Source organism: Halopiger xanaduensis SH-6 (genome assembly GCF_000217715.1).
GTDB lineage: Archaea > Halobacteriota > Halobacteria > Halobacteriales > Natrialbaceae > Halopiger > Halopiger xanaduensis.
The window spans coordinates 944,811-968,386 of record NC_015666.1 but is presented as its reverse complement, the minus strand read 5'-3'; the positions used below and the strand labels follow the sequence as shown (position 1 = coordinate 968,386).

At 67.0% G+C, this 23,576-nt stretch carries 24 protein-coding genes; 8 read left to right on the top strand and 16 right to left on the bottom strand.

The annotated features are described in order from the left end of the window. Positions 1–45 precede the first annotated feature (45 nt). Positions 46–2,178 carry a bacterio-opsin activator domain-containing protein gene (locus tag HALXA_RS04740; protein ID WP_013879178.1) on the top strand — a complete coding sequence of 711 codons (2,133 nt, stop codon included), beginning with the start codon at positions 46–48 and terminating at the stop codon, positions 2,176–2,178. Positions 2,179–2,376: 198 nt separating this feature from the next. Here HALXA_RS04740 and HALXA_RS04735 read toward each other — a convergent pair whose 3' ends face one another. Continuing rightward, a complete protein-coding gene (locus HALXA_RS04735; protein WP_013879177.1) occupies positions 2,377–3,138 on the bottom strand; it encodes a protein-L-isoaspartate O-methyltransferase family protein in 762 nt (253 codons plus the stop codon). A 107-nt stretch (positions 3,139–3,245) separates the two neighbouring features. Continuing rightward, positions 3,246–3,920, bottom strand: coding sequence for a protein-L-isoaspartate(D-aspartate) O-methyltransferase (locus HALXA_RS04730; protein WP_013879176.1), 675 nt, complete (start codon positions 3,918–3,920; stop codon positions 3,246–3,248). Between the two features lie 191 nt (positions 3,921–4,111). Here HALXA_RS04730 and HALXA_RS04725 point away from each other — a divergent pair, with 191 nt between their 5' ends. Next, complete coding sequence (locus HALXA_RS04725) at positions 4,112–5,071, top strand: bile acid:sodium symporter family protein (RefSeq protein ID WP_013879175.1); 960 nt, start codon at positions 4,112–4,114, stop codon at positions 5,069–5,071. A gap of 31 nt (positions 5,072–5,102) precedes the next feature. Here HALXA_RS04725 and HALXA_RS04720 read toward each other — a convergent pair whose 3' ends face one another. The 7 genes from HALXA_RS04720 to gap all read right to left on the bottom strand — a co-directional run bounded on the left by HALXA_RS04720 (position 5,103) and on the right by gap (position 12,362). After that, complete coding sequence (locus HALXA_RS04720) at positions 5,103–5,777, bottom strand: HVO_0476 family zinc finger protein (RefSeq protein ID WP_013879174.1); 675 nt, start codon at positions 5,775–5,777, stop codon at positions 5,103–5,105. 98 nt (positions 5,778–5,875) lie between these two features. Then, on the bottom strand, positions 5,876–6,958 hold the full coding sequence (locus HALXA_RS04715) for a M23 family metallopeptidase (protein ID WP_013879173.1): 1,083 nt from the start codon (positions 6,956–6,958) through the stop codon (positions 5,876–5,878). Positions 6,959–7,022: 64 nt separating this feature from the next. Beyond that, positions 7,023–8,009 carry a DUF7351 domain-containing protein gene (locus HALXA_RS04710; protein WP_013879172.1) on the bottom strand — a complete coding sequence of 329 codons (987 nt, stop codon included), beginning with the start codon at positions 8,007–8,009 and terminating at the stop codon, positions 7,023–7,025. A 65-nt stretch (positions 8,010–8,074) separates the two neighbouring features. Beyond that, a complete protein-coding gene (locus HALXA_RS04705) occupies positions 8,075–9,052 on the bottom strand; it encodes an aminopeptidase (RefSeq protein ID WP_013879171.1) in 978 nt (325 codons plus the stop codon). A gap of 25 nt (positions 9,053–9,077) precedes the next feature. Next, a complete protein-coding gene (locus HALXA_RS04700; RefSeq protein WP_013879170.1) occupies positions 9,078–9,923 on the bottom strand; it encodes a hypothetical protein in 846 nt (281 codons plus the stop codon). Between the two features lie 75 nt (positions 9,924–9,998). Continuing rightward, on the bottom strand, positions 9,999–11,207 hold the full coding sequence (locus tag HALXA_RS04695; RefSeq protein ID WP_013879169.1) for a phosphoglycerate kinase: 1,209 nt from the start codon (positions 11,205–11,207) through the stop codon (positions 9,999–10,001). Positions 11,208–11,288: 81 nt separating this feature from the next. After that, positions 11,289–12,362 (bottom strand): type I glyceraldehyde-3-phosphate dehydrogenase, encoded by a 1,074-nt coding sequence (gene gap / locus HALXA_RS04690; RefSeq protein WP_013879168.1) that lies wholly within the window; start codon positions 12,360–12,362, stop codon positions 11,289–11,291. A gap of 259 nt (positions 12,363–12,621) precedes the next feature. On the opposite strand from gap, the gene HALXA_RS04685 reads away from it, so the two are divergent. Further along, on the top strand, positions 12,622–13,707 hold the full coding sequence (locus tag HALXA_RS04685; protein WP_013879167.1) for a type II glyceraldehyde-3-phosphate dehydrogenase: 1,086 nt from the start codon (positions 12,622–12,624) through the stop codon (positions 13,705–13,707). A 131-nt stretch (positions 13,708–13,838) separates the two neighbouring features. Beyond that, on the top strand, positions 13,839–14,240 hold the full coding sequence (locus tag HALXA_RS04680) for an Hsp20/alpha crystallin family protein (protein ID WP_013879166.1): 402 nt from the start codon (positions 13,839–13,841) through the stop codon (positions 14,238–14,240). A gap of 124 nt (positions 14,241–14,364) precedes the next feature. Here the strand turns inward: HALXA_RS04680 and HALXA_RS04675 are convergent, their stop codons facing one another. The 4 genes from HALXA_RS04675 to HALXA_RS04660 all read right to left on the bottom strand — a co-directional run bounded on the left by HALXA_RS04675 (position 14,365) and on the right by HALXA_RS04660 (position 16,925). Next, positions 14,365–15,243 carry an ATP-grasp domain-containing protein gene (locus tag HALXA_RS04675; protein ID WP_013879165.1) on the bottom strand — a complete coding sequence of 293 codons (879 nt, stop codon included), beginning with the start codon at positions 15,241–15,243 and terminating at the stop codon, positions 14,365–14,367. Positions 15,244–15,324: 81 nt separating this feature from the next. After that, positions 15,325–15,546, bottom strand: coding sequence for a hypothetical protein (locus HALXA_RS04670; protein ID WP_013879164.1), 222 nt, complete (start codon positions 15,544–15,546; stop codon positions 15,325–15,327). Positions 15,547–15,952: 406 nt separating this feature from the next. Further along, complete coding sequence (locus HALXA_RS04665) at positions 15,953–16,483, bottom strand: 50S ribosomal protein L16 (RefSeq protein ID WP_013879163.1); 531 nt, start codon at positions 16,481–16,483, stop codon at positions 15,953–15,955. 199 nt (positions 16,484–16,682) lie between these two features. Then, on the bottom strand, positions 16,683–16,925 hold the full coding sequence (locus HALXA_RS04660) for a hypothetical protein (RefSeq protein ID WP_013879162.1): 243 nt from the start codon (positions 16,923–16,925) through the stop codon (positions 16,683–16,685). 206 nt (positions 16,926–17,131) lie between these two features. Between HALXA_RS04660 and HALXA_RS04655 the strand changes: the two genes are divergently transcribed. From HALXA_RS04655 to HALXA_RS04645, 3 genes are all read left to right on the top strand, one after another. Further along, positions 17,132–18,310, top strand: a complete 1,179-nt coding sequence (locus tag HALXA_RS04655) for a CBS domain-containing protein (protein ID WP_013879161.1) — start codon at positions 17,132–17,134, stop codon at positions 18,308–18,310. 115 nt (positions 18,311–18,425) lie between these two features. Beyond that, complete coding sequence (locus HALXA_RS04650) at positions 18,426–19,439, top strand: ABC transporter ATP-binding protein (RefSeq protein WP_013879160.1); 1,014 nt, start codon at positions 18,426–18,428, stop codon at positions 19,437–19,439. After that, the gene (locus tag HALXA_RS04645; RefSeq protein WP_013879159.1) at positions 19,439–20,242 is read left to right on the top strand and encodes an ABC transporter permease; all 804 of its coding nucleotides are present in this window, start codon (positions 19,439–19,441) and stop codon (positions 20,240–20,242) included. Before HALXA_RS04650 ends, HALXA_RS04645 begins: the two co-directional genes overlap by 1 nt. A gap of 16 nt (positions 20,243–20,258) precedes the next feature. Here the strand turns inward: HALXA_RS04645 and HALXA_RS04640 are convergent, their stop codons facing one another. From HALXA_RS04640 to HALXA_RS04630, 3 genes are all read right to left on the bottom strand, one after another. Then, positions 20,259–20,450 (bottom strand): hypothetical protein, encoded by a 192-nt coding sequence (locus tag HALXA_RS04640; RefSeq protein WP_013879158.1) that lies wholly within the window; start codon positions 20,448–20,450, stop codon positions 20,259–20,261. A gap of 103 nt (positions 20,451–20,553) precedes the next feature. After that, positions 20,554–21,411, bottom strand: coding sequence for an alpha/beta fold hydrolase (locus tag HALXA_RS04635; protein WP_013879157.1), 858 nt, complete (start codon positions 21,409–21,411; stop codon positions 20,554–20,556). Between the two features lie 138 nt (positions 21,412–21,549). Continuing rightward, the gene (locus HALXA_RS04630; protein WP_013879156.1) at positions 21,550–22,566 is read right to left on the bottom strand and encodes an NADP-dependent oxidoreductase; all 1,017 of its coding nucleotides are present in this window, start codon (positions 22,564–22,566) and stop codon (positions 21,550–21,552) included. Positions 22,567–22,726: 160 nt separating this feature from the next. Here HALXA_RS04630 and HALXA_RS04625 point away from each other — a divergent pair, with 160 nt between their 5' ends. Further along, entirely contained in the window at positions 22,727–23,515 is a 789-nt protein-coding gene (locus HALXA_RS04625; RefSeq protein WP_013879155.1) for a carbonic anhydrase, read from the top strand. Positions 23,516–23,576 lie beyond the last annotated feature (61 nt).

The following is a 23,576-nucleotide window of genomic DNA, read 5'->3' as shown; positions in this document are numbered from 1 at the left end:
CGTCATCATTCGAGCGCGAATTACACGTCGCCCCCGATCGATCCTATGACGAACCCGATTACCGTCCTCGTCGTCGACAACGAGCCCGGCTTCGCGGCGCTCGCCGAAGAGATGCTCGAGCGCGAACGCGAGGCGATCGACGCCGTCCCGGCGACCAGCGCCGACGAGGCCCTCGAGTTGCTCGAACAGCGCGCGATCGACTGCATCGTCAGTGACTACGAGATGCCGGCGATGAGCGGCCTCGAACTGTTAGAGCGGGTTCGCGAGGACGATCCCGATCTCCCCTTCATCCTCTTTACCGGGCGCGGCTCCGAGGAGGTCGCCAGCGAGGCGATCGCCGCGGGCGTGACCCAGTACCTCCAGAAGGGAACCGGCGACGAACAGTACACGCTGCTGGCCAACCAGATCACGAACGCCGTCTCACAGTACCGGGCCGAGACGGAACTCCGGGAAAGCGAGCGCCGCTACGAGCGGACGCTGACGACGCTCCACGAGACGACGCGGGACCTGATGCGGGCCGAGAGCAAGGCCGAGATCTACCGGTCGGCGGTCGACACCGCCGGCGACATCCTCGACGTGCCCCTGGCCGTCGCCTACGCGTTCGACCCGACGGCCGGCCGCCTCGAGCGCGCGGCCGCGACCGATTCGCAGACGCTGGCCGAGCCCGTGGCGACGATGCAACGGGGCGAAAGCCGGGTCTGGGACGCGTTCTCGGAGGGGGACAGCGCCTACTACGAGGACCTCGAGTGCGACGAGGTGGCGGAAGCGGGGCAGGATCCGGCACCGACGCCGCGGACCGATCGCGGCCGGAGCGAACTGATCGTCCCGCTCGGCACCCACGGCGTGCTGATCGCGCGGACGGAGGACGCCGACGGGTTCGACGAGACGATGACCGAACTCCTGCACATTCTGGCGGCGAACACCGAAGCCGCGCTCGACCGGGCCGAGCGGGAGCAACTGCTCCGGGACCGCGACCGGACGCTCACCCGGAAGAACGAGGAGTTGACGCGGCTCAACCACATCAACGAGATCGTCCGCGAGATCAACCACGGCATCGCGCAGGCCGCGACGCGCGAGGAGATCGAATCGATCGTCTGCGAACGCCTCGCCGACACCGACCGGTACCGGTTCGCCTGGCTCGCGACGACCGACGACGAGCCGCCCGCGCCGACCGCGTGGGCCGGCATCGACGCCGCCTACGTCGATCGAATCCGGGACGATGCGCCGTATTCGCCCGAAGTCGAACTCGTCCGAGATGCGCTCGAGACGAACGACGTCCGCGTCGTCGAGAACGTCCTCGAGGACGACACCTGGAACCGGCGGCGAAAGGAGGCGCTGACGTACGGTTTCCAGACGGTGCTGGCGGTGCCGCTCGTCGACGACGAGCGCCAGCGCGGCGTGCTGGTCGTCCACGTCGGCGGCGCGGACGCGATCGGCGGCGGCGAACGCGACGTGTTGAGCGAACTCGGGGAGACGATCGGCCACGCGATCCGCTCGGTCGAGCGGACGCGCGCGCTACTGACCGACAGCCGGCTCGAACTCGAACTCCGGTGTACGGACCCGCGGATGTTGCTCAACCGCGTCACCGAGCGCGTCGACGGTCCCGTTGCGCTCGAGGGAGTCATCGACCGCGGCGACGAGATCGTGACGTTCGTCAGCGCGCCGACGACGGCGGCGATACCCGAGCTCGTCGCGGACAAAGCGTCGGTCACGAGCGTCTCGGAAGTCAGCGACGGCGACGACGAGTCCCTGTTCGAAGTGACCGTCGAACCGACGCCGTTCTTCGAGATTCTGCGGGGATACGACGTCGCCCTACGAACCGCGATCGGCGAGGACGGTGCGACGACGCTGACGCTCGAGGTGCCCCAGCGCGTCGAACCGCGATCGCTCGTCGAATCGATCGCCGAGACCTATCCGGAGACCGAACTCGAGGCGCGCCGCGAGACGACCACGCTCTCGGCGCGCCAACTCGATACCCACATCGAGGAACGGCTGACCGAGAAACAGCTCGAGGCGCTGCAGGCGGCCCACTACAGCGGCTTCTTCGAGTGGCCCCGCGAGACCACCGGCGAGGATCTTGCTGCGACGCTGTCGGTATCGGCGCCGACGTACCACTACCACCTGCGGGCGGCCCAGCGAAAGCTGGTCTCGCTGGCGTTCGACGGCGACTCTAGTTAATTAGTACCGGAATCGCGAGGGCGCTAAACAGATAGAAATTATATTTAACCCCGATCAACCCGTACGAAGAAATGGCGATCTGCGATAGGCTATCGCCACCCCCAATCCCCCACCCCCACTTGCTTCGGGCGACTTGTTCTCGAGAGCGGTAGCTGTGCTGTGAGCGGACAACTTCGAGTGCCTACTGTGATTAGAGCCTTACCGCGGCCGTGACTGCGAGTCGATCGCTTCGTCCCACTCGATCCAGTCCTGTTCCCAGCCCCGGCGCGACTCCGCGCGGCGCTGGGCGTGCTCGACGTCCTCGCGGGCCGTCCGATTGCGCTCGACGGCGCCGGACTGTTCGCCCTCCACGAGCAGCGGATCGAAGGCGACGGGGCCGCGCCGCTCGCGATCGCCGTCGGCCGTCACGACCTCGAGACGTTGCGACTGCGAGCCCCGCGGGAGTACGAGGCGGCCGTCGTCGGCCAGTTGCTTGCGCAGCGCCCGCGGCGGGTCGACGGCCGCGGCCTCGAGCAGGATGCGGTCGAACGGGGCGTACTCGGGGAGGCCGTCGGCGCCGTCGCGGCGGTCGACGAGGACGCCCTCGTAGCCGGCCGACGCGAGGTTGCCCCGCGCTTCGTAGACGAGCGGGCGGGCGATGTCGATCGCGTGGACGTTCGCCTCGCCGGCGAGTTCGGCAGCGACGGCGGCCGTGTAGCCGACGCCCGCGCCGACGATCAGTACGGAGTGACCCTCCTCGAGGTCGAGCGCCTGCAGCATGCGGGCGGCCGTGCTCGGTGCGAGCACGCGGGTGCCGAAGACTTCGTGCTCGCGATCGGCGTAGGCCGCTCGCTCGTCGTCGACGAACTCGTGGCGGGGCACGTCGCGCATGGCGACGGCGACGGCCTCGTCCCGGAGGACGTCCTTCGCGGCGGACTCGAGGCCGTCGACCATGTCTTCCCGGAGTACCGCGGGGTCCATACTCGCGGTATTCGATCGGCAGTTATGAATGGCGCGCTTGCGCTACCCGCCTTCTCTCGTGCGGTTTCGGCCCTCGACAGGCGTCGGCGACCGCGAACTCGAGCCCGTCAGCCGCGCATCTGCACGAACCGGACGCCGCCGTGTTCCGTCCGCTCGAGCGAGCCGTCCGCGCGCTTGTCGGCCTGGACGAGCGTCTGGCGGCCGGTCCCGACGGGTGCGAGGATGCGGCCGCCGGGGCGGACTTGTTCGACGACCGGCTCCGGAAGTTCCGCCGTCGCGCAGGTGAAGTACGCCGCGTCGTAGGGGGCCTGTTCCGCCCAACCGTTGCGGCCGTCGCCGATGCGGACGTCGATCTCGCCGTATCCGATTTCCTCGAGCCGTGCTCGGGCCTGCTCGGCGAGTTGCTCGCCGTACTCGACGCTGTAGACGTTCTCCGGTCCGACGATCTCGGCGGTGACGGCCGCGTGGTAGCCGCAGCCGGTGCCGATCTCGAGGACCTCGTCGCCGGGCTCGAGGTCGAGCCGGTCGGCCATGACCGCGACCATGTGGGGCGCGCTGATCGTCTGTCCGTCCCCGATCGGCAGCGGGCGATCCGCGTAGGCCTCGCCCCGTCGATCCGGCGGGACGAACTCGTGGCGCGGGACGTCCTCGAGGGCCTCGAGGACCCGATCGTCCGCGACTCTGTGGGCGACGGTTCGAACCATGCGCTCGCGGGCGGCCTCGTACTCGCCGTCGTCGGAGTCGGCGTCGCCGTCGGCGCTCGAGCGGAACCGATCGAACATGGTCGTGTCTAGCGGAGCACACGCAATAGGATGGTGGGCGCGAATGCCGGCCCCGCCGTCCTCGAGTGGGTGTTGGGCGCGAACTCGAGTGTCCGGTGGCGACGCGGCAATATGACAGCACAAAAATGCGATCGCGCAGGGTTGAGAAGACCTATGTCGGGCCTGTCGAATACTCGCTGCTATCGGTCAATATGGATGTACTCCGGAAGGTCGTTCGATCGCAACGGTCGCTTCTCGTCGTTCTCGCTGCGACGCTCGCTGGCGTGGTGGCTCCGACACTCGCTGCGCCGCTCCAACCGACCATCCCCGCTCTCGTCGCCGGTTTGATCTTCACGTCGTTTTACGGGTTCGACTCCGCTGCGTTGACGGGACGGGGGCGAAATGTGTCGGTGCCCGTCGTGCTCTCGCTCGGCTGTCTCTACCTGCTCACGCCGCTCGCGCTGTATCCGGTCGCTGCAACGGTGCTGTCGGGGGACCTCTTGCTCGGCGTCCTCATCGTCCTCGCCGCGCCGCTGACCGCCGGTAGCTCGATCATCTGGACGCGCTTGAGCGGCGGGAACGCGCTGCTGGCGACCGTTATCGCCCTCGTTTCGCTGCTCATCGCACCGCTCGCGATGCCGTCGCTCATCGCGCTGTTCGCCGACTCGACGGTCGATATCGCCGCGTCCGAGATCCTCGTCGACCTCGGCGCGATCATCCTCGGCGGCGGACTCCTCGCGGTTTTCGTTCCAGACGACGCCATCTCCGACGATCGGTTGGACGCGTTCTCCCTCGCGACGATCGGAATCCTGATTTACGCCGGCGTCGGCGCGTCGGGCGGCGCGATCGACGTGCTGGAACTCGCGTTCGTGAGCGGCCTCGCGGTGGCCGCACTGGGGCTCAGCGCCGGCCTCGCGTACGTCCTGTACGCCCGCGGGCTGCGCAGTGACGACTGTATCAGCGTGCTCTTCTCGAGTTCGATGAAGAATCTGAGCGTCTCGGTGATGGTCGGCGCGATGTTCGGCGGCGGCGCGATCGTCGCCGGGATCACCGCGTTCCACGTTGTACAACAGATCGTGAGTAGTTCGCTCGTGCATCGGCTCGCAGCCGTCACATCGACAGCAACGACGCAGTCCCCACAGCCCGTCACGACGGGACAGGCTGACGACTGATCACGCGAAAAGAGAATCCTTGAGCGGAGCGTTACCAGGCCGACCAGGCGCTGGTCGTCTGATCGTAGGCGTAGACGCGCTTGGCGTCCTTCGCGAGGACCGTGTCGCCCTCCATCTCGTAGCGGTCGCGATCGTATCCCGTCGCGTCGTCGCGGACGACGAAGGCGTCGATCTCGATCTCGTCGTCGCCGAACTCCTCAACCGCGCCGACCTCGAACTCGTAGTCGCCGGGAACGTGGACCGTAATGGAGCGGCTGTCGTCCCGTCGACCGTCCTGCGGGTGAACCGTGACGTTGACCGCGACGTTGTCGACCTCGCGGGACCAGACCGTCGCGATCTCGTCGACCGGTGCCTCCTCAACCCGGCGGTGGCCCTCGAGTTCGACGCTGGTCACGCGAACCGTCGAGAGGACCTCCTCGGTCTCTAAGATGAACTCGTCGCCGACTTCGACGGTCTCGTCCTCGGGCGTGGTGACGTTCGCGGTGAAGGACTCGTCGTCCTGCGAGACGACGACGTCGAGGGTGACCTCGCGCTCCTGTTCGGGCTGTACCTTGTGGACGTGCCCGCACTCGCTGCAGCGGACCGTGACGGTCCCGCCGCCCTCGCTGGCGGTTAAGACCTCGTGGACCGTCTCGAGCTCCGGCGAGCACGAGGGACAGGGCGTGGGGACCCGGTCGGGGATCTCCGATGACGATGTATCGCTCATAGCACGCTCTAGACGCCACGCATTGAAAAGGCGATTGGACCGTCCCCGCCACTACCCGTCCCGAACCGTCGCTCGAGCCCGAGCCGCGCGACGCGTGCTCACTCGCCGACGTGTGCCACCCGCTGGCCCGCGTGGACGTACACCTCGTCGTGCGTTTCGGGGCCGGTCCGCGGGTGGTCGGTGCGGACGTCGTCGAACCGGATCGGGAGCCCCATCCCGAGGAAGAACGACGATCGATCCTGCAGGTGGAAGTGAAGGTGGGGTTCGGTCGTGTTTCCGGAGTTGCCGCAGCGGGCGATTTGCTGGCCGCGCTCCACGCGCTCGCCGGGTTCGACGGCGACGCTGCCCTGCTGGAGGTGCGCCAGCACGCTGTACTCACCGTTCTCGTGGTCGATAACGACGTGATTGCCGAGAATGGAGCGCTGGAGCGGATCCATCCACCCGTTCGTCCGGTGGTAGTCGCGGTGGTCGTTCCGGGTGCTGACCACGACGCCGTCGGCCGGCGCGAGGATCGGCTCGCCGAAGCAGTAGTACTCCTCGGGCGGCCCGCGCTCGCCCGCGGTCGTCCGACCGTCCTCGTCGGTAATCACGAAATCGTAGGCGTACCGCTGGGTGAGGATTCCCCACGAGTGGGAGTACTCGCGGTCCGGACTGCCGTTGACGACGGTCCAGGTCCCCTCAAGCGGGAGCCGGTAGTCGACGTCGCTCTCGTGGGTCTCGGCCGACGGCAGGTCGCCCCGGTAGCGAGCGAGGATCGGGATGTGGCCGGCCAGCTGGAGGATTCCCGTGACGAAGAGGATCGGCTGAAACTGCAGGACGAGCATCGAAAAAAGGGCGCGGGCGTTGACGCCCCGGTCGCCCGAATCGATCCAGTCGGTCGGCTCCGCTGCGTCGGCGTCGGGTTCGGCGTCAGTGTCGGCCTCGGCCCCGCCGTCGCGCGTCACCGCCCCGTAGACGAACCCGCCAATTCCGGCGACGAGCGGCCACAGTCCGGCCAGGAAAAAGAGTGCGAATACTTGCAGCCCCTCGAGCGGTTCGTACAGAAACCCGGGCACCGAGAGGAACCCGAGGGTGGCGATCAACGTCGGACTCGGAACGAACCGGCGGATGCCGGAGAGTCGCTCCGGATCGTCCGCGGATTCGGGCTCGGGATCGGAAGAGAGCGGGTGGCGCGTCTCCATGCGCTGACACTTGCACCGGCGAGCGAATCAAGCTTTGGCGAAGGGAGTTTCTATAGACCGTCTGTCACTCGTCCGTCGCAGACCGGTCGATCTCGAGGGCGACGACCTGCGCCGTGTCGTCGATCGTCGCGCGAACCTGTGCGTCGCCGACGTCGACGGTCAATCGGACGCGCTGTGGCTCGTCGTCGGCCTCGAGAATCGCAACCTCCCCGTCGCCGCTGACGACCTCGAGGTCCCACCAGTACTGGCTGCGGATCGGCCGTCCCCGTCGGTGATAAAGGGACTCGACCCGCGGATGGGTGAACAGGACGAAGCCGACCGGGGCGTCCCACCCGGCGCCGCAGGCGTCGCAGCGCGCGGTGAAGCGAACGGATCGGCCGTCGACGGTGGTAGGGGTGGCGTCGTCGTCCGTGTCCGTCTCCGTGTCGCACCCCTCGAGCAGCCGAATCCCCGGCTCGACCGGCGAGTAACACTCCGAGCAGGTTCCGTCGGCGACGAGTTCGTACGACTGGACGGCGAGCGTCGTCGCCAAGTCGACGATCTCCTCGAGCGAGGCGTCGGCCGCCGCGTTCGGCGGGAGCGCCCAGAGGAACAGCGGGTGGTCGTTCTCGCAGGTCACCTCGAGTACGCCGTCCCGATAGCTCGCGCGGGCGGCCGTCCCGCAGCGGCCGCAGGCGCTCTCGAGGGCAGCGGGGCCGCGCCGTTCGCTGTCCGTGTAGGTGCCGGCGATGATCGCGTTGATCACCTCCGAGCCGGCGTACGTGAGTCGGTAGCCGCCGGCGTCCGCGCCGTCCCCGTCGCACTTCTCGATGAACTGCCCCCGAAGCTGCTCGAGATGGTATCGGAACTGCCCCGAGTCCCTGATCCCGACGGTCTTTCGCAGCGTCGAGAACCGGACGACCGGCTCGGCGGACTCTCCCTCCGCCTGCGCGCGCTCGAGAAACGCGCGCAGAATCTCGACGCGGATCGGATTCCCGAGCGCGGCGAAGGCGTCGGCGGGCTCGAGGTCGGACCCTGACTCGCGTTCGTCCTCGTTCAGCGTGTCGGGCATTGAACACGACGATGCGCTCGAGCGACTTTAACGTTCGATAGAAAATCGAAGACGGGACGTCGACGCTACTGCTCGCTCGGCGTCGGCAGTTCGATCTCCTCGCCGTCGACGAAGACGGTTGGATCACGGACGATACCGTCGAGGTGCAGCGGCGCCTCCGTCTCGCCGCCGATGCCGGCGTTGTCGCCGATGGCGATGTGGACCGTCCCCGCGGCCTTCTCGTCCAGCAGGACGGAGCCCACGAGGTCGGTGACGCCGACGTTCGTCCCGATGCCGAGTTCGGCGAGGTTGTAGGCCGCGTCGCCGACCTCTTCGGCCGCCTCCTCCACCTGCCGGCGGATCTCGTCGTCCGAAATCTCGGTGACGAGGCCGTCCTCGACGACGAACTCGAGTTCCTGTCCCTCCTCGAGCAGCCCGTGGGGGCGCATCGTTCCGTCGACGACGTAGGTGCCCTCGGCGGACTCGGGGCTGATGAAAACCTCGCCGGCGGGGAGATTGGAGAAGGCGCCGGGTTCGCTCACGTCGCCGGTGTCGTCGAACCAGTCACGATCGCCCAGCGCGAACGTGATGTCGGTTCCGCGGTCGGTCGTAACGCGGACCTCGTCGGCGCCGGAGACCCGGTCTACCATCCGTTCGCACTCCTCGCGAATGCGGTCGTAGTCGGCGTCGAGGCCGGTGAGGAACACCTCCTCGGTGATTCCCGGCAGCGTCGCGCCGCGAGCGCCCTCGTCGGTCGCGTCGGAGCGGGCGCGGGTGTGGCTCAGGCTCTTCGTCGTCGGCGCGAGGAAGGCGTCCGCACCGGCGAGTGCGGCCGCGACGGGTGCCGGCGGCTCGGCGCCGTGTTGCTCGCCCGGCGGGTAGCGGACGATCGTCGCGTCGTCGGTGATCTCGCTCGCGACCTCGTAGAGAACTTCGCCGATGGGTTCGCGCTTGTCGTCGGTGACGACGACGCAAGATTCGTCGGACTCGAGTTCGAGACACTGCTCGACGGCCGTCCGGGCCGCCGTTCGACGGTCGGCATCGGAATCCGCAGAATCGGACATGGTTCAACGTGGGGCGAGCGGCGGGTTATGTCTTCCCTTCGCGGGAATGTCGCTCGCGCTCGTCGGCCTCGGTCGTCCCTTCGTCGCGCGCCCGGACGGTCCGCCGGAGCGCGTCGTGGCTCTGCCCGCGCGTCGCGCCCTTCGAGAGGCGAACCCCGTCGAACGTCGCCGTAGTCGGATCCTCGCTCGAACCGACGGAGCCGACGTGATCCATCTGATAGGCGACGTGCGTCAGGTAGCCGAGGACGAGCGTCAGCCCGGCGAACGACGTCCAGACGCCGATCGGCGAAAGATCGGCTGCGCCGACGCCGATCCCGACCACGACGAAGACGAACGAATCGACGATCAGCAGCACCGTGATCGTGACGAGCACGTCGTTGACCGCCGTCACCGCGGCGTTGTACTCGATCCACTCCCCGTAGCTGCGCACGAGTCGCTCGGCGAACGCGCCGTCGGAAAGCGCCGCCTCGAGGGCGTCCCGGCCGACGCCGCCGCGCAGGTTCGAGGTGGTGTAGGTGACGCCGGCGATCGCCGTCGAGACGAGCATGAGGACGGCGCCGAACGCGGTGTGGGGGTTGACGAACGCCCGCACGTCGATGTCGGTCTGCCCGACGACCGACAGCCCGGTGACGAAGACGCCGATGATCAGCAGGTTCGCCTTCAGGATCTCGATCGCCTTGGCGTCGATCTCCCGCAGGCGCTCGACCTGGTAGTCGAAGGTCGTGCGGGCCTCCTCGAGGGCGAGGGCGCGGGTGTCGGGATCGGCGCCGTCGCCGTTCCCGTCGTCGACGGCCGCCTCGGGGTCGCCACTCGCGTCGACGTATCGGGATCGCTCGTCGGAACCGGGATCGGGTTCGGTTTCGGTCGCCACTGCGAACCGATGGGGGCGCGGTCACCAAGAAGGTAAGGATAGGTGAGAGTCAGGCTGCCTGAACGGGGTTGCAGTTCAGGCCGCGCGTTCCAGTACGTCGACGCCGACCAGCCCCTCGCCGGTCAGCGCGCGGACGTAGGCGCCGCCGGCGACCGAGACGTGCCCGAAGTCGTCCTCCTCGAGGCCGTACATCTCGATCGAGCGGGAGGTGTCGCCGCCGCCGATCACGGAGAAGCAGTCGGTCTCCGCGATGGCCGAGAGCACGTCGACGGTGCCGTCGGCGAACCGCTCGTCCTCGAAGACGCCCAGCGCGCCCTTGACGAAGACGGCCTCCGACTCGCGGACGAGGCCGGCGTACTCGTCGGCGGTGTCGGAGCCGACGTCCAGATAGGACGTCTCCTTCTCGATGTCCTCGACGGCCTCCTCGGCGCGCTCGCCGTCGTCCTCGTAGGCGAGGTCGCTCGCGAGGTGCAGTCGGTCGCCGTACTCCTCGAGAACGCGTTCGATCGTCTCCTGATGATCTTCCCACTGGTGGTCGAAGAACTCGGTGCCCTCGACGTCGTAGCCGACGTCGTGGCCGGCCGCGCGCAGGAACAGTTCGCCGACGATGCCGCCCAGACAGAACCGGTCGACGGTGTCGTCGACCCGCTCGATGACGGGGATGAGGTCCTCGGCCTTCGTCCCGCCCAGCACCATCGTGACGGGGCCGTCGAACTCCTGCTCCTGGATCGCGGAGTTAGCCGTATATTCGGCCTCCATCACGCGGCCCGCGTAGGCGTCCATCACGAGCGGGAAGCCGACCAGCGAGGCGTGCGAGCGGTGGGCCGCCGAGTAGGCGTCGTTGACGTAGGCGTCGAACTCGGGCGCCAGCGTCTGGACGAACTCCGTCTCGGCCTTGACCTCGGGCTCCTCCTCGGGGAGTTCCTCGTCGCACATCCGGGCGTTCTCGAGCACGAGCACGTCGCCGGACTCGAGGTCGTCGATGGCCGTAAGGGCGTCCTCACCGAAGGTGTCCGCGACGAAGTCGACGTCCCGGTCGAGGTGGTCCGCGAGGATGTCGGCGTGTTGCTCCAGCGAGACGAAGGTGTCCCGGCCGGGCCGGCCCTGGTGGGCGAGGACGGCGACCGCGTGGTCGTTCTCGAGGAGTTCCGCGAGCGTCTCCGCGTGGCGGGCGAACCGGCGGTTATCCTGAACGACCCCGTCCTCGACGGGGGCGTTGATGTCGATGCGTACCAGTAGCTGCTGTCCTGCCTCGAGGTCGTCGAGCGTCTTGAACGTCGTCATGGTGTTGATCGTAGCGAAAAGAGGGCTGCGAACGGGCTTAAAAGTTCGATAGACGGAGACGGGGACCGATGGGGCGTCGGCTTACTGTGCGACCGCTTCCTCGGCGTCGACGTCGTCCGCTTCGGCGGCGACGTACGTCGCGAGGTCGAGCATCCGGTTCGAGAAGCCGTACTCGTTGTCGTACCAGGTCAGGACCTTCACGAGGCCGTCCTCCAGCACCATCGAGGCCTCCAGGTCGACGTACGAGGAGAACGGCAGGCCGATGATGTCCCGCGAGACGATTTCCTCGTCGGTGTAGCCCAGGATGCCGGCGAGTTCGTTATCTGCCGCGTCGCGGAACGCTTCCTCGAGTTCCTCCTTCGTGACGTCCTCCTCGAGGTCGACGGTGAAGTCCGTGATCGAGCCGTTCGGGACGGGGACGCGGATCGCCATCCCGTCGAGCTTGCCCTCGAGTTCGGGCAGGACTTCGGTGGCCGCGATGGCGGCGCCCGTGGTGGTCGGGATGATGTTCTCGGCGGCGGCGCGGCCGCGGCGGCGCTTGCTGCTCGGACCGTCGACGATGCTCTGCGTGCCGGTGTAGGCGTGGACGGTCGTCAGCAGACCGGACTCGATGCCGAACTCCTCGTCGAGCACCTTCGCGACCGGCGCGACGGAGTTCGTGGTACAGGAGGCGTTCGAGACGATGTCTTCGCCGTCGTACTCGTCGTGGTTGACGCCGTAGACGAACATCGGAACCTCCTTCTCGCCCTTCGGCGGCGCCGAGATGACGACCTTGTCGGCGCCGGCTTCAAGGTGCTGGGCGGCGTCGTCGTAGGTACGGAACAGGCCGGTCGCCTCGAAGGCGACGTCGATGTCGAGTTCGTCCCAGGGCAGTTGGGCCGGGTCGCGCTCGGAGAGCAGTTCGATCTCGCGGTCGCCGATGTGGAGCGTGTCGCCGTCGCGGGAAACGTCGTCGAGTCGGCCGTGGACCGAGTCGTATCGGAGCAGATACTCCATGTCGTCCGCGTCCATCACGTCGTTGATGGCGACGATCTCGACGTTGTCGTCGGACAGCGACGCACGCAGGACGTTTCGCCCGATTCGGCCGAACCCGTTGAGGCCGATTCGAAGCGCTCCGTCCGACCCCGCGCCACCGCTGTACGAATGTTCACTCATATTCGAGTAGTACGCGCCCCGTCGTTAAAGTTGTTGCCCCTTTCGAAACGTTGGTAAACGATCGATACAGATATATCAGCATCCCGGCGGCTGCTGGAAGTTTCTCTACTACCACATTCCTTATATGTGAGTTTCCCTTGGTGTGTACTAGTTCACACACTCCCCTGTTGCGATTTTACTCGAGTAACTCAATTTCGAGTTAAGATCTATCAATTTCCTGCAAAACAGTTATGAGCGTTCGCGGTGGAGAACGAACCGTATGATACGGGTCGGCATCAACGGGTACGGAACCATCGGCAAACGCGTTGCGGACGCAGTTCGGGCGCAACCCGACATGACGGTCCGCGGGGTCGCGAAACGGAGTCCGGATTACGTGGCCGTCGGGGCCGCGGAAGCGGACTACCCCGTCTACGCCGCCGACGAGGACCGCGCCGACGGGTTCCGCGAGATCGGCATCGACCTGGCCGGCACGGCCGACGACCTCGTCGCGGAAAGCGACGTGATCGTCGATGCCACGCCCTCCGGCGTCGGCGCCGAGAACCGCCCGCTGTACGAACGCCACGACACCCCCGCGATCTTCCAGGGCGGCGAGGACGCGACCGTCGCCGAAGTGAGCTTCAACGCTCGAGCGAACTTCGCGGAAGCCGAGGACGCCGACTACGCCCGCGTCGTCTCCTGCAACACGACCGGCCTCTCACGGTTTCTCGCGCCGCTGCACGAGACCTACGGCATCGACAAGGCCCGCGTCACGCTGGTCCGCCGGGGCGGCGACCCCGACCAGACCGGGCGTGGCCCGATCAACGACACGGTTCCTGACCCGGTTTCGATCCCCTCACACCACGGCCCCGACGTCCAGACCGTTTTTCCCGAACTCGACATCGACACCATCGGCCTGAAGGTCCCCACGACGATGATGCACGTCCACGCCGTCAACGTCACTCTCGAGGACGACCCCGACGGCGTCGACGACGTTCGCGACCTGTTCCGCGCGGAGGATCGCCTCCTCACGATTCCGGAGTACGCCGGCATCGACGGCGCCGGGACGCTCAAGGACTTCGCGATGGACGCGGGCCGCCCCCGCGGCGACATCTGGGAGAACTGCATCTGGGGCGAGTCGATCACGCTGCAGGGACGGGACCTGTACTGCATGCAGGCGATCCACCAGGAAGCCGACGTGGTGCCGGAGAACGTCGACGCGATCCGCGCGCTCACGGGACTCCTCGACGGTCCCGAGAGCCGGTCGCTGACGAACGAGACGCTCGGCATCGACCTCGGTCGACTCTGCGGCCGCGAGAATCTCACCGCCGAACAACGGCCTACAGAGCGGGTCTCGTCGGACGACTGAGATACACACCCGAGACCAGCCCGAATCGCGGTCCGTCTCGCAGTGAGACCGACGACCGCTCGAGCGCCGACCGCCGCTCACCGATCGAACCGCGGGGAAAGTTTTTGCACCTCCCCTTCTTATACACACCCATGCGCCGAGACGACCGCGACGAACCCTTCGACGACCTGTTTCGCGAAATCGAACGGATGATGAACGAGATGATGAACGGTGCCGACGGGAACGTCGACTTCAACACCTCGAGCACCGCCGACAGCGGCTTCGGCGCCGACACCCACGTCGACATCCACGAGACCGACGACGAGATCCGCGTCGTCGCGGACCTCCCCGGCGTGGAGAAGGACAACATCGAACTCGAGTGCGACGGCAAGACCCTAACCATCTCCGCCGGCAGCGACCACCGCCAGTACGACGAGCGCGTCTCGCTGCCGACCCGCGTCAACGAACACACCGCCTCCGCAACGTACAACAACGGCGTTCTCGAGGTCGTCTTCGACCCCGCCGAGGAATCGTCCGACATCAGTCTCGAGTAAGCAGAACGTCGCGGTCACCGTCGCGGCTTGTTCTCCGGTCGGGCGAACCGCGATGGTGGTTTCGTTTGCGGCTCCGCCCGTCCGCGTCCGTCCCGCGACCGAGCGGATCCGTCAGCGCCGACGACTACTCGTTCCCGCGCTCCGCAACGCCGCGAATCGCGTCCGCGAGCCGATCGTAAAATCCCGGCTCGTACTTCGTCGCCTCGTCGATCGTCGGCCGCGCGTTCGTCTCGTTGACCACCAGCCGATCCTCGGTCTCGAGCAGGTCGACACCCAGGAACGGAATCTCGAGCGCCGCGGCGACGGCCTCGGCCAGTTCCCTGTGTTCGTCGGGCAGTTCAACCCCCGTCGCCTTGGCCCCCCGGTGGACGTTGTGCTTCCACTGTCCCTCTGTGACGGCATCGTCAGGCAGTCGTCGCTCGACCGCGCCGACGTACTCGCCTTCCAGCACCATCACGCGGTAGTCGACCGCGTCGGGGAGGTACTCCTGCACCAGAAACGAGCGGTCCCCTGTCGCCTTGTAGTCGTGGACCAGCGAGAGGTAGTCGCAGATCCCCAAAAACGAGTCCAGGTCGTGGGCCTTCGCGACCCCGACGCCGCGCGTGGTCGAATTTGGCTTGACCACCACCGGCGGCTCGAACCGCTCGAAGACGTCGGTCAGCTCCGCTTCGCCGACGTCATTCGAGACGTACACCGACTTCGGGACCGGCAGGTCGGCCCGCTCGAGGCGAGCGAGCACCTCCGCCTTGTTTCTGGAGGTGAGGACAGTTTCGTGGTCGTTGAGCCACGGAATCTCGAGCAGGGCGTCGGCGACGCCGCCCTCCATAAGTCGCCCGGGATAGACGAAGCCGACGTCGTACTCGTCGGGCTCCCACGGCGGGTCGGTCAGATCCACCGCGCGCTCGCTCGCGGGCACGTGGTGAACCCGGATGCCGCGCTCGGCCAGCGGCTCCGCCATCCGCTGAAACGTTTCCTTCGCGTTGGCGACCGCGAGATCGATCATACGCACTACTCGGGAATGAGCGGGCAAAAAGGTGCTCGAGACGGCCGGATGTGGAACGGCGCGCAGATCAGATGCGGTCCCTCAATCGACCGCGGCGAGTATCGTTCCCGCGATCAGTACGATCGCACCGGCGCAGAACGACGCGACGACGATGCCGACGAACCGCGGTCCGGGAACCAGCTTGAGGACGGCCGAGGCTATCCCACCTGCGACGCCGGCAACGAGAACGAGAAAAAGGATCGCGCGTCTCGGATGGTTCCACTCGTCCCAGTCGGTCGAGAGCACCTTCTCCCGAATCCCCATGTTCCCTTCATATCATGTTGTGAGAAAAGGGCGTTACTGTTGCCGCAATCGGCCGATCGTTCTGACCGGCCGGGAGCGCGGCTCGAGCACCTGCGAGAGCCGCGCGACCCAACGGAAGAGCAAGCTCTTCCGAGCATCGCGAAATTGAAAGTTTCGCTCAACGGGGGAGGGCAGGCTGTCACACCGTTACTGACCGCGAGTGAGCGGAGCGAACGAGCGGGCCGACGACTGATGTGAACGAGCGACTGCGGCGCTACGCGCCGCTACGAAGCGAGAGAACGGAGGGAGGAGTGTTTTTAATCGAATCTGAGCGGAGCGAAGCTCCGCGAGGTCCAAAAGAGCGCGTAGCGCTCTTTTGGAGATTTTGCCGAGGGCCGCCAACGGCGGCCCGCAGAGCAAAACTTCGTTATGCGATCAGCTTCTCTTCGCCCTTCTCGACGACGATACGGCACGGCGGCGAGATCTTGTTGTAGGCGCGGCGGAACGCGTCCTTGGCGAACTCGGCGTCGTCGACGTCACACCAGACGGTGAAGATGCGCTCGCCCTCGTCGATGCGAGCCGCGGTGCCGACGATCTTCCCGAACGCCTGGCGCATCCCGTCGGACACACGGTCCGCACCCGCGCCGGTCGCCTGCTTGTTCTCCCGGATGACGTGGTGGGGGAACTTGCGCAGGATCATCTTGTAGTTGTTCTCGCCGGCGTTTTTCAGCATGTGGCGATTTGCCGAGAGGCGCGAGGCCTCGAGCGATCCGTGGCGGATCTGGACCTCTTCCTCGGTGATGAGGCTGATCTGGATCGGGTAATCCTCGGGGTCCTTGCTGACGTCGCCCATCTTGTGCTGTGCGATCTTCGAACCCGGGATGCCAGTAATGTATTCGCGGCGCGTGTATGCCGGCTTACTGATCTCCCGGTACATGGAGGCAGGTTTGTCGGACATGGTGGTTACTTACGAAAACGGAAGCCTACCGTGCGGATAAAGGCTTCGAACCGTCGCCTCCAGCAGGGCGGCTACCGGAGCGGTGACGGGGCCGAAGCGTGAGAATCGGTCGCATTCTGACGGTCGCTCGAGGTCGAACCGCAGAGAGGATAGAGCGTAGATGCGCGCGGTCGGGCGCGGCTACCGAGACTCCCGCCGCTCAGTTCGCCGCCACCGGCGCGTACTCCGTCCCCGTCCGCTCGACGAGGCCCTGCGCCGAGAGCGCCTCGAGCACGCTCAGGATCGCCATCTTCTGCATCCCCAGCGATCGGTGCAGGTCGGTCACCGTCGCGCCGCCGGTCGACTCGAGGAACAGGTAGACGAGTTTGCCCTGCGAGGACTCGAGTTCGGGCGGTAGCGGGTCGATTTCGGTCGGAGAACGCTGTTGCGTTTCTGATAGCATACATCCACCGTCCACGAACTCCTGTATAACTCTATGGTGCAAGGTGGTTATACGGACTATTCGATAAGTATGCGATAATATGTCTTGAATCAGGGGTGACCGTCCTCGATTCGAGAACGAATCCCCGGCTGTGGGACGCGCCGGAACGAGCAGCGGAACCTCGGGCCAGCAGCGTGTTTAAGGAGCGGGCGCGGGTACCATACAGCATGATGCGGAGCTTTCGGATCGGGTCCCTGTTCGGAATCCCGATCAAGTTGGATCTCACGTTCCTCCTGGTGCTCCCGCTGTTCGCCTACCTCATCGGCGTCCAGATCGAGCAGGTCTCGGAGGTACTCAACGCCGTGCTCGGCGCCGGAATCAGCGTCGACGCCGTGACCGCGGGGGCGAACCCCTGGATCTTCGGCCTCGCCGCGGCGCTCGGCCTGTTCGTCGGCGTCGTTCTCCACGAACTCGGTCACTCGCTGACCGCCCGGCGGTACGGGTTTCCGATCGACTCGATCACCCTCTGGCTGTTCGGCGGCGTCGCCCAGTTCACCGAGATGCCCGAGGACTGGCGCCAGGAGTTCGCCATCGCGATCGCGGGGCCGATCGTCTCCGTGCTGGTCGGCGTCGTCTCCTACGGCCTGTTTTCCGTGACGCCCGCCGGGCTAGACGGCGCCCGGTTCGTCCTCGCCTACCTGGCGATCTTGAACGTCGCGCTGGCGGGCTTCAACATGCTCCCCGCGTTTCCGATGGACGGCGGGCGCGTCCTGCGCGCGTTCCTCGCCCGCTCGAGACCCTACGCGAAGGCCACCCAGCAGGCCGCCAGCGTCGGGAAGTTCTTCGCGGTCCTCATGGGAATCTTCGGGATCATTCCGCCCGTGAACATCATCCTCGTCGGCGTCGCCTTCTTCGTCTACATCGCGGCCTCGAGCGAGGCCCAGCAGGTGACGATGAAGGCCGCCTTCCAGGACGTCACCGTCTCCGATATCATGACGCCGGCGAGCGACCTCCACACGGTCGAACCGGAGGCGTCGATCGCCGATCTCATCCGGCGGATGTTCAGCGAGCGCCACACGGGCTATCCGGTTATCGAACGCGACGGCGCCGGGGATCGGCTGGTCGGACTCGTGACGCTGACCGACGCCCGCGAGATCGAGCCGGTCGAGCGCGACGCCTACACGGTCGAAGACGTGATGACGACCGACCTCGAGACGATCGCGCCGGATTCGGACGCGATGGCGGCGATCGATCGCATGCGCGCGAACGATATCGGTCGCCTCCTCGTCGTGGAGAACGGCGATCTCGTCGGGCTGATCTCGCGGACGGACGTGATGACCGCCTTCGACATCGTCCAGAAGAGCGGCGCCTTGAATCCGTCTCGATCGCCCCAGACCGCGGACTGACGGCTGCGGACCGGCGACCGCACGATTCGAGAAAACCCGGCAAAACCGGCCGAAACTCCCGTCTCGAGGGCCGAGACCAATATTCTTAACCGCGGCCGGAGCCGACGATTCGCCGATGCCACCGGCCATCGAGACCGTCGATCTCGTGAAGGAGTACGGGGACTTGCGCGCCCTGCAGGAGCTCTCGCTGACCGTCGAGGAGGGCGAATTCTTCGGCCTGCTCGGCCCCAACGGCGCGGGCAAGACGACGTTCATCAACACGCTGGTCGGCCTGGTCCGTAAGACCGGCGGCGAAGCGCGGGTCTTCGGCTACGACGTCGAGGCGGACTACCGCGAGGCCCGCGACGCGATCGGGCTCGCGCCCCAAGAGTTCAACGTCGACCGCTTCTTCCCCATCAAGGAAGTCTTGATGCACAAGGCCGGCTACCACGGAATCCCCGAGGACGAGGCCGCCGAGCGGGCCGACGAAGTCCTCAAGCGCGTCGGGATCTACGACAAGCGCAACGAGCGCTTCGACTGGCTCTCCGGCGGGATGAAGCGCCGACTGCTGCTCGCCCGCGCGCTCGTCACCGACCCCGATCTGCTCATTCTGGACGAGCCGACGGCCGGGGTCGACGTCCAGTTGCGCCACGACCTCTGGGAGCTCGTCACCGAGCTCAACGAGGAGGGGACGACGGTCCTGCTGACGACCCACTACATCGAGGAGGCCGAACGGCTCTGCGACCGGGTCGCGATCATGAACGAGGGGCGGAAGGTGACCGTCGCGACGCCGGACGAACTCAAGGAGCGCGGCACCGACACCATCTCGGTGCGCCTCGAGTCGGCGCCGTCGATGACGCCCGACGTGAGTGCCGAGTACGCCCACGAGACGACGCTCGACGGCGACCGCCTCGAGGTCCGCGTCGACGACGGCGGCTCGACCGCCCCGCGGCTGCTCAACGATCTCGAGGCGAAAGGGTACGAGATCGCCGACCTCGAGATCACGCGCACGTCGCTCGAGGAGATCTTCGTCGACCTCACCCGAAGCGAGGACCGGACGGTGACGCGGTCGTCGGCCTCGAGCGCCGGTGACGGCGAGAACGGCGAGCGCGGTGAAACCGCCGAACGCGAACAGGAGGGGGTCGCCTGATGCTGTCGGTCGGCTTCCGCGCGCTGTTCCGGCGCGAGGTGCTGCGGTTCGTCCGCCGGCCCAAGAACACGTTCATGCCGCCGGCGATCACGAACGTGCTCTACTTCGCCGTCTTCGGACTCATCCTCGGCGGCCGGATCGACGAGATCGCGGGCTTCCCGTACATCCTCTTTATCGTCCCCGGGCTCATCGTCCTGGGGGCCATCTCGAACGCCTTCGAGAACGCCTCGTTCTCGATCTTCCACGGCAGGTGGAACGAGTACATCCACGAGACCCTGACCTCGCCGCTGTCGTACGCGGAGATGGTCGTCGCCTACGTCGCGGCCAGCGCGGTGCGGGGACTGATCGTCGGCGTTATCATCGCCGTCGTCGGCCGCCTGTTCGTGCCTATCAGCATCGAGCACGGCCTCTTCCTCGTCGCCACGATGGTCATCATTACGGCGCTGTTCGCCGGCCTCGGGATCATCGGCGGGCTCGTCGCCCGCGACTTCGACGATCTGACCGTCATGAACCAGTTTATCCTGCGGCCGCTGGTGTTCTTCGGCGCCGTCTTCTACTCGCTCGAGACGTTCGAACAGGCCTGGCAGGTCCAGATATCGCTGGTGAATCCGATGGTCTACATGGTCGACAGCGTCCGGTACGGACTGTTGGGCTACTCGGATCTGATCGAGGTCGGAATCCTTCCGGCGCCCTACGCCGATCTCGCCCCGCTGTTCTCGCTGGGCGTGCTGACGACGGTTACGGCCGTCGTCCTCGCGATCGACGTCTACCTGTTCAAGACCGGCTACGGGCTGACGGACTGACGGCAGTCCGACGTCGTTACGGCTTGTTCTTCGCTTCGGGAAAGATTGCCTCGAGAACGGCGATGAGGGCGTACCCGAGCACAGACAGCGCGATCGCAGCGAACGCGAGCAGCGCGAGAAGTCCGGTCAGTTTGCCTTCGCCGATCTCCACGAGAATCAACGCCAGCAGCGCCGCGATGAGGACGAGCAGCGAATCAGTTCGATCCATACCGAACCGTGATGCACGATCAGTTAGTAATTTGTTATTATACGCCGGTGCTGTCCGCTAGTTGGAGCGGAGAATGGACGGTACGCAAAGCCTCGGTCCGCCGTCACCGCGTGAGTTCAACGACGGGAGACCGAACCGCCAGCAACGTGCCGAGGTGGTCGTTCTCGACCGTCCGGAACGTGACGGTCGAGCGGTCCGCGTAGACGCGTTCGACGGGCTCGAGCGGGACGTTTTCGTCCTCGGTGCCGTGCCAGACCGTCGTCGGGACGTCGGGTTCGGGCTCGGGGAGCGACCAGTCGCCGGCCAGAAACTGACTTTCCCGAACTGCACCCGACGGCCGGTCCGCCAGTCCGGTCCGGAAATCGTGGCCGACGATCTGTGCGGTAACGTCGTCGATGTTGCGCTCGGTAAGTTGGTCGACGACGAACGCGTCGCCGCGGCGCCGCGCGAGCAGCCGGGTACAGCGCAACGCGATCCCCAGCACCCGCGGAAATCGGGCGAGCGACGCGAGCGGTCCCTCGGTCTCGGGGACCGGCGCGCTGACGGCGCCCGCGGCGGTGACCCGGTCCGGGAACCGATCGGCGACGGCCAGCGCGGGGGGTCCGCCCCCCGAGAAGCCGGCGACGGCGAACGACTCGAGGCCGAGTTCGTCGGCGAGGTGGCGGCAGTCGTCGGCCCACGTCTCGAGCGTGCCGTCGGGGCGGGGATCGGAGCGACCGTAGCCGGGGCGACTCGGCGCGATCACGCGGACGCCTCGCTGGCGAGCGGCGTAGGAGAGGACCGCGCCGAGGGCGCACGATCCCGGGACGCCGTGGTGAAAGACCAGCGGCGCGCCGTCCTCGCGGCCGTGGGTCGCGTACGCGAGCGTGCGGCCGTCCGGCAGGTCGATCGTCTCGACGTCCAGATCGCGGTCCATGTCGAGGTCGACGTCCGGCATTGCGTTCGACTCGAGCAAGCGCATTGGTATCAGTAGCGGGATCGGCGAGTGCGGGTGCGATCGACGGCGATACGCGACCGTGGACGCGGCGGGGCGAAAATAGCTCCGGTTTACGAGATCGCTCGAGTTCGGGAAGGCACCTCGAGCGATCGAGCGGCCAGTCTACTCGCCGCGCTCGGCGACCTTGACGAGCTGTTTCCCGATGTTCTCGCCCTCGAACAGGCCGAGGAAGGCGTCGGGCGCGTTCTCGAAGCCGTCGACGACGTTCTCGCGGTAGTGCAGGTCGTCCTGCTGGATGAATTCCGAGAGGGACTCGAGCGCTTCGCCCCACCGGCTCTGGTAGTCGCCGACGAGGAAGCCCTCCACGCGAGCGCGGGACTCGATAAGTTTGCTCAGCTTGCGCGGCCCGGTCGGCACCTCGGTCTCGTTGTACAGCGAGATCTGGCCGCAGACGGCGACGCGGGCGTCGACGTTCAGCAAGGGCCAGACGGCGTCGGTGATCGGGCCGCCGACGTTGTCGAAGTAGGCGTCGACGCCGTCGGGGCAGGCCTCGGCCACCGCGGCCTCGAGGTCGTCGGTTTCCTTGTAGTTGATCGCGGCGTCGAAGCCGAGCTCGTCGGTCAGCCAGTCGATCTTCTCCTCGCTGCCGGCGGTGCCGACCACGCGGGCGCCCGAGAGCCGGGCGATCTGGCCGGCGACGGAGCCGACCGCGCCCGCCGCGGCGGAGACGACGACCGTCTCGCCCGGCGAGGGATCGGCCACGTCGAGCATGCCGAAGTAGCCCGTGATGCCTGGCATGCCGAGGACGCCCAGCGCGGTCGAGACGGGGCCGAGCTCCGGATTCACGGGCCGGAGTTCGTCGGCGTCCGCGACGGCGTGCTCGGCCCACAGGAGGTTGCCGGTGACGACGTCGCCCTCGTCGAAGTCGTCGGCCTCGGACTGGACGACCTCGCCGACGATGCCGGCCTGCATCGGATCGCCGACGTCCCACGGCTCGGCGTAGGATTCCTCGTCGCGCATGCGGCCGCGCATGTAGGGGTCGACGGACTGGTAGAGGGTCTTCACGAGGACCTCGCCCGGACCGGGTTCGGGGCGATCGACGGTCACGAGGTCGAAGTTCTCGCGGGTCGGTTCGCCGGTCGGGCGGCTGGCGAGTCGCCACTGTCTGGTTTCTGCCATGTCGGGTCGTAGTGGGCGGCGACGGATGAAACGACGGCTCGCGGAAGGCAGTGCCGGTGCTGCGCTCGAGCGGGGCGAGACGCCTCGAGCGCGCTCGAGGCGTGCCGCCGACCCCGGCCGGCGTGGGAGCTTTTTCACCGCCGCCCGCGTACGGTACTGTATGGCGACCGACGACGACGGGAGCGATCGCGACGGGGGGAACGCCGACGCGAGCGCAGCATCCGTCGATTCCGACCCCGGTTCGGCGCGGAATCGCGACCACGACCCCCTCGAGACCCTGCTCGCGGGCAACCGGCGCCACGTCGACTCGCTACCCGAGGACTACTTCGAGGACGTCCAGACGAGCCAGCACCCGGGCGTCGTCGCGATCTGTTGCTCGGACTCGCGGGTTCCGCAGGAGCACATGTGGGGGGTCGACCACCCCGGCGCGGTCTTCACCCCGAGCAACATCGGCAACCAGGTCTGGGACGAGGACGACGGCGAGCGGATCGTCGACGGCGGAATCCTCTATCCGATCCACCACACCGAGACCGCGGTCGCGGCCGTCGTCGGCCACACCGGCTGCGGCGCCGTCACGGCGGCCTACCGGGTCGCGACGGGCGGCGACATGCCCGGCCCCCAGGGCGTCGACAAATGGGTCGAAATGCTCGTCCCCGTCGTCGAAGAGGCCATAGAGAGCGGCGCCGTCGACGCCGACGCGGACGAGGAGACGGTCGTCAACCGGCTCGTCGAGTACAACGTCAACCGGCAGGTGGAGTTCCTCCGGGAGGCCGAGGAGATTCCGGACGACGTCGCCATCTACGGCTTCGTCTACGACTTTCAGGGAATCTACGGCGACGTCGATGGCCGCGCGTACCTGATCAACGTCGACGGCGAGACCGATCCGGCGGCGATCCGCGAGCGCGTTCCGGAGGGGTACGAGCCGGCGGCCGTCAGCCTGCTGGCCTGACTCGAGTACAACCCCTGGCATCGGCGTCGACCGCCATCCGCTCGCGCGAGCCGGCCGTCGA